Origin of the sequence: Arthrobacter sp. RCC_34 (assembly GCF_041360795.1) — a bacterium.
Classification (GTDB): Bacteria; Actinomycetota; Actinomycetes; order Actinomycetales; family Micrococcaceae; genus Arthrobacter_E.
Map to the genome: position 1 here is coordinate 385,605 of NZ_JBFUPW010000004.1, position 12,556 is coordinate 398,160.

Annotated in this window: 12 protein-coding genes; 7 read left to right on the forward strand and 5 right to left on the reverse strand. The window is 70.3% G+C overall.

Going from position 1 to position 12,556, the window contains the following annotated elements; all coding sequences use genetic code 11:
- The first annotated feature begins 79 nt into the window (after positions 1-79).
- The 3 genes from AB6732_RS16280 to AB6732_RS16290 are packed head-to-tail and all read left to right on the forward strand — an operon-like array spanning position 80 to position 3,908.
- Positions 80-862, forward strand: coding sequence for a DeoR/GlpR family DNA-binding transcription regulator (locus AB6732_RS16280; protein WP_370960927.1), 783 nt, complete (start codon positions 80-82; stop codon positions 860-862).
- Positions 859-1,848, forward strand: a complete 990-nt coding sequence (locus AB6732_RS16285; protein ID WP_370960928.1) for a 1-phosphofructokinase family hexose kinase — start codon at positions 859-861, stop codon at positions 1,846-1,848. The genes AB6732_RS16280 and AB6732_RS16285 overlap by 4 nt, the downstream gene beginning before the upstream one ends.
- Complete coding sequence (locus tag AB6732_RS16290) at positions 1,845-3,908, forward strand: fructose-specific PTS transporter subunit EIIC (RefSeq protein ID WP_370960929.1); 2,064 nt, start codon at positions 1,845-1,847, stop codon at positions 3,906-3,908. The genes AB6732_RS16285 and AB6732_RS16290 overlap by 4 nt, the downstream gene beginning before the upstream one ends.
- Before the next feature lie 107 nt (positions 3,909-4,015).
- On the opposite strand, the gene AB6732_RS16295 is transcribed toward AB6732_RS16290, so the two are convergent.
- The 3 genes from AB6732_RS16295 to AB6732_RS16305 all read right to left on the reverse strand — a co-directional run bounded on the left by AB6732_RS16295 (position 4,016) and on the right by AB6732_RS16305 (position 6,326).
- Positions 4,016-4,285 (reverse strand): hypothetical protein, encoded by a 270-nt coding sequence (locus AB6732_RS16295; protein WP_370960930.1) that lies wholly within the window; start codon positions 4,283-4,285, stop codon positions 4,016-4,018.
- A gap of 230 nt (positions 4,286-4,515) precedes the next feature.
- A complete protein-coding gene (locus AB6732_RS16300; protein ID WP_370960931.1) occupies positions 4,516-4,824 on the reverse strand; it encodes a GNAT family N-acetyltransferase in 309 nt (102 codons plus the stop codon).
- 134 nt (positions 4,825-4,958) lie between these two features.
- The gene (locus tag AB6732_RS16305) at positions 4,959-6,326 is read right to left on the reverse strand and encodes an FAD-binding oxidoreductase (RefSeq protein ID WP_370960932.1); all 1,368 of its coding nucleotides are present in this window, start codon (positions 6,324-6,326) and stop codon (positions 4,959-4,961) included.
- An 86-nt stretch (positions 6,327-6,412) separates the two neighbouring features.
- Between AB6732_RS16305 and AB6732_RS16310 the strand changes: the two genes are divergently transcribed.
- Complete coding sequence (locus AB6732_RS16310; protein WP_370960933.1) at positions 6,413-6,568, forward strand: hypothetical protein; 156 nt, start codon at positions 6,413-6,415, stop codon at positions 6,566-6,568.
- Between the two features lie 78 nt (positions 6,569-6,646).
- Here AB6732_RS16310 and AB6732_RS16315 read toward each other — a convergent pair whose 3' ends face one another.
- Positions 6,647-7,960: an MFS transporter gene (locus AB6732_RS16315; RefSeq protein WP_370960934.1), complete on the reverse strand. Its 1,314-nt coding sequence runs from the start codon at positions 7,958-7,960 to the stop codon at positions 6,647-6,649.
- Between the two features lie 28 nt (positions 7,961-7,988).
- Positions 7,989-9,275 (reverse strand): M20 family metallopeptidase, encoded by a 1,287-nt coding sequence (locus AB6732_RS16320; RefSeq protein WP_370960935.1) that lies wholly within the window; start codon positions 9,273-9,275, stop codon positions 7,989-7,991.
- Between the two features lie 97 nt (positions 9,276-9,372).
- On the opposite strand from AB6732_RS16320, the gene AB6732_RS16325 reads away from it, so the two are divergent.
- The 3 genes from AB6732_RS16325 (at position 9,373) to AB6732_RS16335 (ending at position 12,555) form a co-directional block, all read left to right on the forward strand.
- Positions 9,373-10,473, forward strand: a complete 1,101-nt coding sequence (locus AB6732_RS16325; RefSeq protein WP_370960936.1) for an Lrp/AsnC family transcriptional regulator — start codon at positions 9,373-9,375, stop codon at positions 10,471-10,473.
- Positions 10,470-10,808 (forward strand): YnfA family protein, encoded by a 339-nt coding sequence (locus AB6732_RS16330; protein ID WP_370960937.1) that lies wholly within the window; start codon positions 10,470-10,472, stop codon positions 10,806-10,808. The genes AB6732_RS16325 and AB6732_RS16330 overlap by 4 nt, the downstream gene beginning before the upstream one ends.
- A gap of 187 nt (positions 10,809-10,995) precedes the next feature.
- Positions 10,996-12,555 carry an alkaline phosphatase family protein gene (locus AB6732_RS16335; protein WP_370960938.1) on the forward strand — a complete coding sequence of 520 codons (1,560 nt, stop codon included), beginning with the start codon at positions 10,996-10,998 and terminating at the stop codon, positions 12,553-12,555.
- The last annotated feature ends 1 nt before the right edge of the window (position 12,556 follow it).

The window sequence follows — 12,556 nt, forward strand, 5'->3', positions numbered from 1 at the left end:
ACAAACACAGATAAAGTCAAGCAATCAAAGATTCCTGTGACAACTGTCACAACCCCAATGGCGCGGAAAGGAGACGGGCATGTTCGCAGAAGAACGGCACAGCACCATCGCCGACCTCCTGACCGCGCACGGCCGTGTCACGGTCACCGAGCTCGCTCAGCGGTTCACCATCACCCCGGAAACGGTCCGTCGGGATCTCGCGCTTCTCGAAGAGCAGGGCGAGTTGCGACGGGTCCACGGCGGCGCGGTGGCAGTCGACCGCGGGAGCACCGCCGAAACCTCGGTCCCCGAACGCCTGGCCACCCATTCCGAGCAGAAGCAGCGGATCGCAGCGGCCGCCTTCGCCCTCCTCCCCCGCACGTCGGCCGCCAGCATCGTGCTCGACGCCGGCACCACCACGGAAGCCCTCGCCGGCCTGATCACCCAGCGCGACGCCGACGCCCCGGCCCTGCTCGTCCTCACCAACTCGATCCCGATCGCCGCCGCACTGTCCGACACCCCCGGCGTCGCGCTCCACATCCTCGGCGGCAAGGTCCGCGGGGTGACGCAGGCGGCCGTCGGCGCCGGCACCGTGGCCGAGCTGCGGAACATCCGCCCCGACATCGCGTTCGTGGGCACCAACGGCATCCACGCGGACTTCGGATTGAGCACCCCGGACCCCGAGGAGGCCGCGGTCAAGACGGCGTTCGTCCAGGCGGCACGCCGTACGGTCGTCCTCGCCGACGCGAGCAAGCTCGATGCCGAAACCCTGGTCCGCTTCGCCGCCCTGGAGGACGTGGACACCCTGGTCACCGACGGGACGCCGTCCCCGGAACTGGCCGAAGCCCTTTCAACCGCAGAAGCAGAGGTGATTCAGGCGTGATCATCACACTCACCGCCAATCCCAGCCTGGACCGCACGGTCGAGCTCCCCGGGGCGCTCGCCCGCGGCGAGGTCCAGCGGGCCACGGCCGTCCGCAGCGAAGCCGGAGGCAAGGGCGTCAACGTCTCCCGCGCGCTCACGGCGTCGGGCCTGAAGACCGTGGCGGTCCTGCCCGGCGATCCCACGGACCCCGTGGTCGTCGGCCTGGCCTCCACGGGCATCCCGCACCACGCGCTCCCCATCGGCGCCCCGCTGCGCAGCAACATCACGCTGACCGAGCCGGACGGCACCACCACCAAGGTGAACGAACCCGGCCCGGAGCTCAGCGCCGACCAGCGGGACGCCCTCACGGCACTCCTTCTCGACGAATCCCGCGAGGCCTCCTGGGTGGTCCTGGCCGGTTCGCTGCCGCCCGGCTTCCCGGCCGACTACTACGCGCGGCTGACCCGCTGGCTCCGCACCGAACTCGGCAGTGACGCCCCGCGCATCGCCGTCGACTCCTCCGGGACGCCGCTCCTGGAGGCCATCAACGCCGGCGCCGACGCGGCGCCGGATCTCCTCAAGCCCAACGGCGAAGAACTCGCCGAGCTCGCGGCCCTCGCCGGATTCAGCGAGCAGCACAGCGGAGACGAGCTGGAAGCGGACCCGGTGCTCGCCGCCCGGGCCGCGACCGCCGTCGTCGAACGCGGCGTGGGAGCCGTGCTCGCGACGCTCGGCTCGAAAGGCGCGGTGCTGGTCACCGCCGACGGCGCCTGGCACGCGAGCCACGCACCCATCCAGGCGGTGAGCACGGTCGGTGCGGGAGACTCCTCGCTGGCCGGTTACCTCCTGCGGGCCGAGAACGGTGGATCCGCCGTCGAGTGCCTCACCCAGGCCGTGGCCCACGGTGCCGCAGCCGCCTCCCTCCCCGGTTCCACCGTCCCCGGCCTGGACCAGACCACCCCCGACGCCGTGACCGTCACGGCCCTAGCAAAGGACTCCCTGTGAGCCAGATGATCACCCCGGACCTCGTGGTCCTCGACGCGGACCTGGGATCCACCCCGGCCGACGTCATCCGCACCCTCTCCGGCAAAGTTGCCGCGCTGGGCCGTGCCGAAGCGGAAGGCCTCTTCGCCTCCGCCCTGGCCCGCGAGGAGAAGACGCCCACCGGCATCCCCGGCGGCATCGCCATCCCGCACGCCAAGACCGACGCCGTCACCGAACCCGCCCTCGCCATGGCGCGTCTGGGCAACCCGGTGCCGTTCGGCGCCAAGGACGGCCCCGCGGACCTCATCTTCCTGATCGCGGCACCCGCCGGCGCCGACCAGGAGCACCTCAAGCTCCTGTCCAAGCTCGCCCGCTCGCTCATCAAAAAGGACTTCACCGCCGCACTGCGGGCCGCCGCGAGCCCGGAGGAGATCGTCGCGCTCGTCGAGGGCGCGCTGACCGACGCACCGAAGGCGGCACCGGCCGCGTCGACCGCCGACGCCGGGGCACCGGCTGCCGCAAGCGCCGCCCCCGCAGCCGCCGCGGCGCCGTCGTCGGCCGCAGCCCAGGGTCCCCGCCGCATCGTGGCCGTGACCGCCTGCCCCACGGGCATCGCCCACACCTACATGTCCGCTGACTCCCTCGCCGCCGCCGGCAAGGAGATGGGCGTGGACGTCCAGGTGGAGACCCAGGGTTCCGCCGGCGCCACCCCGCTGCCGGCCGACGTGATCGCCAACGCCGACGCCGTCATCTTCGCCGTCGACGTCGACGTCCGCGACAAGGACCGCTTCGCCGGTCTGCCGTACATCCAGTCCCCGGTCAAGCGCGGCATCGACGAGCCGAAGGAGATGATCGAGGAGGCCCTGGCCGCCGCGAAGGATCCGAACGCCCGCCGTGTGAGGGCCACCGGTTCCTCGTCTTCCTCGGACGCGGACACGGCCGGTGAGTCCGTGGGCGCCAAGCTCAAGCGCGCGCTTCTGACCGGCGTCTCCTACATGATCCCGTTCGTGGCCGGTGGCGGTCTGCTGATCGCGCTCGGCTTCCTGCTGGGTGGCTTCGACATCACCAAGTTCGCCGACACGATCGTGGTCAAGAACAACCTCTTCAGCCTGCCGACCGAATTCGGCGACCACGCGCTCGGTCCGCTCGGCGCGTACCTCGGAGCGGTGCTGTTCAAGATCGGCGCCCTGTCCATGAGCTTCCTGGTCCCGGCGCTGGCGGGCTACATCGCCTATGCCCTGGCCGACCGGCCCGGCATCGCCCCCGGTTTCGTGGTCGGCGCCGTCGCCGGCTTCATGGGCGCCGGCTTCCTCGGCGGCATCGTCGGCGGTCTGCTCGCCGGGTACACGGCGTCCTGGCTCGGCCAGCGGCCCGCCCCGCGCTGGCTGCGCGGCCTCATGCCCGTGGTGATCATCCCGCTCGTCGCGTCGATCGTGGCCTCCGGCCTCATGTTCGTGGTCCTCGGCGGTCCCATCGCCTGGCTGACCACTGCACTGAACAACTGGCTGACCGGCATGAGCGGCGCCGCGGCGATCGTGCTCGGCATCGTCCTCGGCCTCATGATGTGCTTCGACCTGGGCGGCCCCGTCAACAAGGTGGCCTACTCCTTCGCCGCAGCGGGCCTGAGCGCCGGCACCGCGGACAACCACGGCCCGTACCTCATCATGGCCGCCGTCATGGGCGCCGGCATGGTCCCGCCGCTCGGCATGGCGCTGGCCACGGTGCTCCGTCCGAAGCTGTTCACCGCCGCCGAGCATGAGAACGGCAAGGCCGCCTGGCTCCTGGGCGCGTCCTTCATCTCCGAAGGCGCCATCCCGTTCGCCGCGGCCGATCCGCTGCGTGTCATCCCGGCCTCCATGCTGGGCGGCGCCGTGACGGGTGCTCTCTCGATGGCCTTCGCGGCCGGCTCCCGGGCGCCGCACGGCGGCGTGTTCGTCTTCTTCGCCTTCGACAACTTCCTCCTCTGGATCCTGTCGATCGCCGTCGGCGCCGTCATCACCGGCTTCACGGTGGTGGGCCTGAAGGGCGCGGCGGCTCGCAAGGCCGAAGCCCGGCAGGCTCAGGAAGCCGTCGCCGTCTGATCCTCCAGGATCCCGGGACGTGAAAACACCCCCGGTTCCGTTGTTCGCCCACTGAAATTTCTGTGGGTGAGCAATGGAACCGGGGGTGTTTTCGTGTGGTCCGCCGGTCAGTGCGAGTGCGGCATCTGCGGACGGCTCGTGCGGTGCACCGCGTTCACTCCGGCGGCGGTGCCGGAGCGACCAGGGTTGCTGAAGTGATCCTTGGGGTGGCGGTGCTTGCCGTTGCCGTCCGGCCAGACCGGGCGGGCGCTGTCCCCACCGGCCGCCGAGGTCCCGAGCGAGATCTGCGGAACCGCCGCGGGCCCGTCCAGGGACGCCGTCATCTTCTGAACGATCTCGCCGTCCAGTCCTGCGGGGGTGGGTTCATGTTCTGCCATGGTGACGCCTCCTTGGGAGTTCGATGCCAGGAACCGGCCGCGTCCGGCCACGAGGGTGGGAAGGGCCGTCCCAGCAGTGTCCGCCCGCTCCCCCGGAAAATCAAGGGATCGAAGGCATCCGGGAGCGAAAATCATTCTCCCAGGAGGGGTGCGGCTCAGGCTTCCGGGCACGGCGAAAACGCTGTTCCGACGGCGGCGTCAGAGCTGGGCGTCAGCCCTGGGCGTCAAAGCTACGGCCAGTCGATGAACTGGTCGTTGGCGTGGTGCTTCCGCAGATAAGCGGCGATGAAGGGGCAGTGCGGCACGACGCGCTGGCCGGCCGCGACGACGTCGTCGATCGCGAAGTGCGCCAGCACCCCGGCGAGGCCCTGCCCGCTGAACTCCTGGGCGACCTCGGTGTGCACGAAATCCACCCGGCCCGGGGTGAGCCGGTACTGCGCGAAGCCCGCGAGCTTGTCCCCGACGAGCACCTCGTAGCGATGCAGTTCGGGGTTGTTGCGGGTGGTCACATCGGCGTTGAAGGTGTCGTCCTGGCTCATGGGTCCAGCCTCGCACCCCGTCGCCGGGGTGGCAAGGAATCACCCCCGCATCGACTGCTCCCTAAGATGCCGGAATCGCGGGATATCGGCGCGGAACGACATCGTATGGAGCAGTCGATCAGGGGGTGCGGGGTTCAGATGGCCTTGCCGGGGTTGAGGACGCCGTGGGGGTCGAAGACGTCCTTGATGCCGCGCTGGAGTTCCCGGACCCGCTCGGACTGCTCCCAGCCGAGCCAGCGCAGCTTGAAACTGCCGATCCCGTGTTCGCCCGTGATGGTGCCGCCCATCGCGAGGGCCACGCGCACCGAGTCATCCAGGGCCCGATCCAGATCGGCCACCGCGGCCTCCTCCTCGCCCGGTTGCGGTTCGGCCCAGAACGTCGGGTGCAGATTGCCGTCGCCGGCATGGGCCACGAGCTTCATCCCCACCCGGTACTCGGCGGCGATCCGCTCCAGTTCGGCCGCGTAATCCACCAGGAGCGACCGCGGCACCGCGACGTCCTCGCCCACGCGCAAGCGGTCCTCGGCCCCGGACCCGCGGTTGTTGCGCCGGATCAGCACGAAGCGCTCGGCGTCCGAGTCGCCGTCGTCGGCCAGATCGCCGCCCGCGTCCCGCAGGACCTCGCGTACGACGGCGGCCTCCGCGTCCGCGCCGAAGCCGTCGGTCTGGACGAGAAGCAGCGCGCGGCCCCGGCTGGCGAAGGCCGTGCCGTTGAGGGCGTCGGCGTCCTGGATCGAGGCGCGGTCCATCAGCTCCATGATCGCGGGCTGCACGCGGGCCCGGCCGACCGCCAGGACCCCCGCGGCGGCGGACGGGAGATCCGGGAAGAACGCCGCGATCGTCACGACCTTGACCGGCAGATGCCGCAGCCGGACGGTCGCGCCCACCACGATGCCGAGCGTCCCCTCGGAACCGACCAGGAGGGCGACCAGATCGTACCCGGCCACGCCCTTGAAGGTGGCGTGCCCCAGGCGCACCAGTTCGCCGTCGGCCAGCACGACGTCGAGCGCCAGCACCGAGTCCCGCGTCACACCGTACTTGGCGCAGCGCAGCCCGCCGGCGTTCGTGCCGATGTTCCCGCCGATCGTGGCGAAGGTGAAGCTGGCCGGATCCGGCGCGTACATGAGGCCGTGCTCCGCGGCGGCGGCATTGAGATCGGCGTTCACCACCCCCGGCTCGACGACGGCGACCTCGTCCTCGGCGCGGACGTCCAGGATGCGGTTCATCCGTTCCAGGCTGATGATCACGCTGTCTCTGACGGCATGCGCCCCGCCCGAGAGACCGGATCCCGCACCCCGCGGCACCACCCGGACGCCGGCCGCCGCGCAGGCGCGCACCGTCGTCTGGACATCTTCGGCCGAGCCGGCGAAAACCACCGCGAGAGCGGGCGCTTCCGGACGATCCGGGGCCCGGTCCTGGCTGTACTCCCGCACCAGGCCGGGATCCGTGGCGACCTTGTCCGGGCCGAGCAGCTGAGTGAGGGTGGCGGCGATCTCGTGCATGGTCCTAAGCGTAGGCCGCGTGACAGCCCACGGGGTTACGGTGGTCCCAGCGCATCACCCCGATGGGCCGGAGAGAAAGGATCCTCATGTTCGGAAGCAAGAAGCGCGAAGAAGAACACTCAGAAGAGGTGGCAGAGGTCTCCCGGCGTGAGGCCGAGCTGGCCGAGGACGCCACCGAGACGGACGATTCGTTCTCCGACACGGACGAAGCCCTCGAGGCCGAGGAAGAGCCCAACCCCTGAGCCACTGCGGGGCGGGCGCGCACGCACCCGCCCCGCACTGGCCCCGGCAGCAAAGCCGGCAACAGCACCGGCAGCGCGTCAGCTGTTCAGGTCCTTGCCTCTCGTCTCGGGAAGCCGCAGCACCACCAGGATCGAGATGATGCTCAGGACCACGGCGTAGAGGTTGAACATCCACGGCTGCTTCACCACATCGGTGAACAGAGTCTGGAGGTACGGCGCGGTGCCGCCGAACGCCGCCACCGCGAGGGCGTACGGGATGCCGACGCCGGCCGTGCGGACCTTGGCCGGGAACAGCTCCGCGTACACCGCGGGGGCGATCGCGGCCCCGGCGGCGATGAAGACGAGCATCACGGCCATCGAGACGAACAGCTGCCACACCGAATCCCGGAGCAGCCAGGTCATGGGGAAGTGCAGCGCCGCGCACCCCACACCGCCGATGATGAGGACCGGCTTGCGGCCGATCCTGTCGCTCAGGCGGCCCCAGAACGGCAGCGCGATCAGGAACACGATGTTGGCGGCGAACCCGGCCCAGAGCGCCTGCCCCGGGTCCAGTTTCAGGCTCGTGGCCGCATAGGTCGGGGCGACGATCGCCCACACGTAGTAGATGACCGTCAGGCCCAGCGTCATGCCGATCACCTGGGCCGCCTGCTTCCGGTGCGCCACGATGTCCCTCATGAGGGCGCCGAATCCCTGCTCCTGCGTCGCGTTCCCGGTCTTGAGTTCCTCGAAGGCCTCGGTCTCCGGCATCCGCGCCCGCATCACCAGGCCGTACAGGCCCATGAGTGCGCCGAGGATGAACGGCAGCCGCCAGCCCCACGCCGCCATCTCGGCCTTCGGCAGCAGCGCCGCGAGGATGGCCCCCAGCAGCGCGCCGAGCATGTTCCCCAGGGTGCCGGAGAAGTAGATGAGCGTGGCCCAGAAGCCGCGCTTCTCCCGCGGGGCCATCTCCGCGAGATACGTCTGCGACGACGGCAGCTCGCCACCGTGGGCCAGGCCCTGGATCAGGCGGGCCACCAGGAGCAGCAGGGACGCGAACGCGCCGACCGCGGCGAACGTCGGGGCGATGCCGATCAGCAGGCTGCCGACCGCCGCCATTGCGACCGTCATCGTCATGGCGTTCTTGCGGCCGAAACGGTCGCCGATCCATCCGAAGACGAACCCGCCGAACGGCCGCGCCACGAAGCCGACGGCGAAGATCGCGAGCGTCGAGAGGATGGCCGAGGTGGGATCCGCGGGGTTGAAGAGCTGCTTCGAGAAGTACGGGGCGAAGGTCGCGTAGATCGCCCAGTCGTACCATTCGGCGGCGTTTCCGATGCCGGTGCTGATGAGGGTGCGACGCGCGGACGGTTTGGCGGCGTCGACGGCGGGAGCTGAGGGGGTGCTGGCGGTCATGACGGTCTCCTGAGGTTCCGGTGGCGGGTCAGCGGACGGCCGGCTGGGCGGAATCCGATTGCGACGTGTCGGTCGGGGCTGTCGCGAGGAGCGCGGTGCGAGACAGCGCGAGCTGCGCGTAGACCGCCGCACCGTCGGCGAGCACGGCGTCGTCGAAGGTCGCGTAGGGCGAGTGGTTGAAGGCGCTCGTCCTGGGATCGACGTCCTCTGGCACCGCGCTGAGCCCGACGAAACTGCCGGGCACCTCCGCGAGCACCCGCGAGAAGTCCTCGGATCCGCTCAGCGGCTGGGCCAGCCGGGAGTGCCGTCCGTCGAAGAGCTCCGCGATGGCGGATTCCGCGAACTCGGTCTCGGCGGTGTCCGTGACGGTGAGCGGGTACTCGGGGAGGTAGGTCACCTCCACGTCCAGGCCGTGGGCGTGGGCGATGCCTTGAAGAAGACGCGGGATCGCGGTCTGCATGCGCTCCCGGTTCGTCTCGGAGAAGGTGCGGATGGTGGCGTCGAACTCGGCGGTGTCCGGGATGACGTTGCGCTTGGTCCCCGCGGCCAGGCGGCCGACGGTGAGGACCGTCGGGTCGAACATATCGAACTGGCGCGTGACCATGGTCTGCAGGGCCAGGATCATCTCGGCGGACACCGTCACCGGGTCCTTCGCGGCGTGGGGAGCCGAGCCGTGGCCACCTGCGCCGAGCACCCGGACGAACAGGCCGTCGGACGCGCTCATCATGACGCCGGGGCGGGTGACGAATCGGCCGTGCGGCTCCATCGAGGAGAAGACGTGCATGCCGAAGGCGGCGTCCACCCGGCGGCCCGCGGCATCCAGGACCCCTTCGCGCACCATGACCGACGCCCCGTCGTAGCCCTCCTCCCCCGGCTGGAACATGAAGACGACATCCCCGGCGATCCGGTGGCGGCTGTCGGCCAGGAGGGTCGCGGCGCCGAGCAGCATGGCGGTGTGGAGGTCGTGGCCGCAGGCGTGCATGGCGCCGTCGACCCTGGAGGTGTACTCGACGCCCGTGCGCTCCTGGACCGGCAGGGCGTCCATGTCGGCGCGGAGCAGGACCGCGGGGCGCTCCCCGGCCCCGTCGGCCCCGCCAACGTCTCCGGCGGGGACGCCGGCCGTGCCGCGGAGGACGGCGGTGACCGAGGTCGTGTCCGTGCCGGTGGAGATCTCCAGCCCCAGGCCGTCCAGGGCGGCCAGGACCTTCTCCTGCGTTCGGGGCAGCTCCAGTCCGATCTCGGGGGCCTGGTGGAAGGCATGCCTCCACTGGATGAGCTGGTCCTGCAACGCCCGTGCGTCGTCCGTGATGGCCATGCACCGTCTCCTCATCTGTGATCCACGCCATAGTCTGGCGTATGAAGAGTGTGCGCTTCTCTTCCAGTCCAGAAGCTCAGGTGCAACAATTTTTCAGATGAGCGTGCCGCGTCAGCGTTTTCATCCACTGCCGGGTTTCCACCCCTTGGGGGTCCCCGCCGTCGAGCTGTCCGAGGAGGATCTGCGCCTCCTGCACGCACTGCAGATCGCGCCGCGCGTCTCCTGGCTCGACGCCGCCGGCATCCTCGGCTCCCATCCCGCGACCCTGGCACGCCGCTGGGAACGGCTGCGGGCCTCGGGGCGGGCCTGGATCACGGCCCACCTCGCGGGCGACCCGTCCGTCATGATCCTCGCGTTCGCGGACATCGAGTGTGAGCCGGGGCTCCGCGAGCAGGCCCAGACCGCCCTGGCCGCCATCCCCGAAGTGGCCACCATCGACGTGGCCACAGGGAACCCGGACCTAGCGCTCACTGTCCTGGCGCCGTCGCTCGCCGAGTGCACGGAACGCATCCTGCCGCAGGTCGCGTCCGCGCCCGGCGTTCTCCACGTGCACAGCGAACTCTGCACCCGGCTGCACTCCGGCGGACATTCATGGCGGCTCGCGGCCCTCGACCGCGAGGAGATCGCCGCCTTCACGCGCCTCGGGGCGGTCGAACCGCACCACGGACCGGTCCCGGACGCCGCCCTGGACCTCCTGCCCTTCCTGGCGCTCAACGGGCGGGCCGGCGTCGCCGACATGGCCCGCGCCCTCGACCGGAGCCCGGCCACCGTGCACCGTCAGCTCGCCAAGATCCTGGGCAGCGACCTCCTGACCTTCCGCTGCGAGGTCGCCCAGGGCCCCGCCGGTTATCCGGTCGCCTGCCGCTGGCTCGCCAAGGCGCCCGCCGGGCAGCACGCCCAGGTGGCCGCGGCACTCAGCGGGCTGCGGAACGTGCGCCTCGCCGCGTCCACGACGGGCCGGACCAACTTCATCATCATGATGTGGCTCCGTACGGTGGCCGACGTCCTCACCGCCGAACTGACCCTGCAGGAACGGCTCCCGCAGATCGAGCTCGTGCAGAGCACCGTCATGCTGCGCAGCGCCAAGCGTGTGGGCTTCATGCTCGGCCCGGACGGCACCGCCACGGGCCAGGTGGTCCCTGGGCCGGGGATGCCGCAAGAACTGCCTGGCGCGGGACCCGGCATCATGGACGCATGAGCATCCTCAAGTCCGTCCTCCTCTTCGCCCTCTCCGCCGTGGCCGAGATCGGTGGCGCGTGGCTGATCTGGCAGGCCGTGCGCGAGGACAAGGGCTGGTGGTGGGCCGGGCTCGGGGTGATCGCGCTGGGGATCTACGGCTTCGTCGCCACGCTGCAGCCGGACGCGCACTTCGGACGGATCCTCGCCGCGTACGGGGGAGTGTTCGTGGCGGGTTCGCTGGCGTGGGGCGTGTTGGTGGACGGCTTCCGCCCCGACCGCTGGGATCTGATCGGGGCGTTCCTCTGCCTGGCGGGCGTCGCCGTCATCATGTTCGCCCCGCGCGGCGCGGCCTGAGTACCCGCGGCGGGACGGGAGCGACGACGGCGGGCGGCGAGCGCCATCGTCGTCGAACGTTAACCGGTTCTCCACTCAGCCTTCACCGAAGTCACCGGCGCATGTCGCGCAGGAATCCTAGAGTCATCCCGTCATTCGCACGGGGGTTCGGGGCATTCACGCTGTCATCGCGAACTTTGGAGCAAGCATGAAATTGCGGATCACCAGCCGCCTCGGGAAGACCCTGGCCGGAGTGCTGGCCGTGGGCGCCCTGAGCGCCTCCCTGCTGGCGGGCGGCACCGCCGCCACCGCCGGAACCACCCTCCCCGCGCACGACTCCCAGAATCAGAACGACCAGGGCCGGGACGGTCAGGGCCGGGACGGGGCGTCGAAGATCGGCCACGTCTGGACCATCATCCTCGAGAACAAGTCCTACGAAGCCACTTTCACGGGCCTGAACCAGAACGACTACCTCTGGAAGACCCTCCCGTCCTACGGCGCGCTGCTCACGCAGTACTACGGCACGGGTCACTTCAGCCTGGACAACTACATCAGCCTGGTCGGCGGCCAGTCCCCCGCCCCGGACAATCAGAACGACTGTCCCCAGTACACTGACGTCTCACCGGGCACCCCCGCGGCCGACGGTCAGGTCCTGGCCTCCACGGGCTGCGTCTACCCGGCCTCCACCAAGACGCTCTTCAACCAGCTCGACGACAAGCACGTCAGCTGGAAGGCGTACATGCAGGACATGGGCAACGACGCCGGCCGTGAGGACGTCTACCGCTGCGGCATCCCGGGCGACCCGTCCGGGGCCGGCGTGAAGGACCCATCCGGCGCGACCGCGACGGACCAGTACGTGGCCAAGCACAACCCCACGGCCTGGTTCCACTCCGTGATCGACAACCCGCAGGACTGCAAGAACGTGGTCCCGCTCTCCGGCTACCACGCCACCCCCGGCCACCCGGCCCTCACAGGCCTGGAGGAGGACCTCAAGTCCGTCCGCACCACCCCGAAGTTCAACTGGATCACCCCGGGCAACTGCTCCGACGCGCACGACGCCACCTGCAAGGGCCCCGGTCAGAACATGAGCGGCGACCCGAACAGCCGGCAGGGCGGTCTCTACGCGTCGGACAACTTCCTCAAGAAGTACGTCCCGATGATCATGAACTCCCCCGCGTTCCAGCAGGACGGCCTGATCCAGATCATCTTCGATGAGGCGATGCCGCCGTACAAGATGTACGGCAATTCGATCGCGGACCTCGGCACCCAGACGGGTCCGTGGGGCAATAACAGCGGCCCCGCCATGGGGACCGACTCCGGCACCGGCGCCTCCGCGCAGGCCGAGGCCAACACGGGCCAGTCCGTGGTCGCGTGCTGCAACGAACTCCCCGGGCCGAACACCAGCCAGCCGGGCTTCCAGGCGTTCAACCAGGACACCACCCCGGGCGGCGGCATCACGGGCGCCGTCATGATCTCCCGCTTCATCAAGCCGGGCTCGGTCAGCAACCAGCCGTACAACCACTACAGCTGGCTGCGCAGCATGGAGGACCTCTTCGGCGTCCACGACGGCGGCACGGACGGCCGGGGCCACCTCGGCTACGCGGCGGCCGACGGGCTCCGCCCCTTCGGCGGCGACGTCTACAACAACCCGTCCGGCCGGGCCCTCCAGCCCACGCCGTCCGGCGCGATCACGTACCCGGCCGTGGCCGGCGTGAAGGACACGGGCATCCCGGTCATCCCGGCCGGCAGCGTCTACGCCCGCCGCTGAC

Bases quoted from the DNA above. Each gene is read 5' to 3' on its own strand.
- AB6732_RS16280 (WP_370960927.1), top strand. From the start codon at position 80: ATGTTCGCAGAAGAACGGCACAGCACCATCGCCGACCTCCTGACCGCG.
- AB6732_RS16295 (WP_370960930.1), bottom strand. From the start codon at position 4,285: ATGGCAGAACATGAACCCACCCCCGCAGGACTGGACGGCGAGATCGTT.
- AB6732_RS16300 (WP_370960931.1), bottom strand. From the start codon at position 4,824: ATGAGCCAGGACGACACCTTCAACGCCGATGTGACCACCCGCAACAAC.
- AB6732_RS16305 (WP_370960932.1), bottom strand. From the start codon at position 6,326: ATGCACGAGATCGCCGCCACCCTCACTCAGCTGCTCGGCCCGGACAAG.
- AB6732_RS16310 (WP_370960933.1), top strand. From the start codon at position 6,413: ATGTTCGGAAGCAAGAAGCGCGAAGAAGAACACTCAGAAGAGGTGGCA.
- AB6732_RS16315 (WP_370960934.1), bottom strand. From the start codon at position 7,960: ATGACCGCCAGCACCCCCTCAGCTCCCGCCGTCGACGCCGCCAAACCG.
- AB6732_RS16320 (WP_370960935.1), bottom strand. From the start codon at position 9,275: ATGGCCATCACGGACGACGCACGGGCGTTGCAGGACCAGCTCATCCAG.
- AB6732_RS16325 (WP_370960936.1), top strand. From the start codon at position 9,373: ATGAGCGTGCCGCGTCAGCGTTTTCATCCACTGCCGGGTTTCCACCCC.
- AB6732_RS16330 (WP_370960937.1), top strand. From the start codon at position 10,470: ATGAGCATCCTCAAGTCCGTCCTCCTCTTCGCCCTCTCCGCCGTGGCC.
- AB6732_RS16335 (WP_370960938.1), top strand. From the start codon at position 10,996: ATGAAATTGCGGATCACCAGCCGCCTCGGGAAGACCCTGGCCGGAGTG.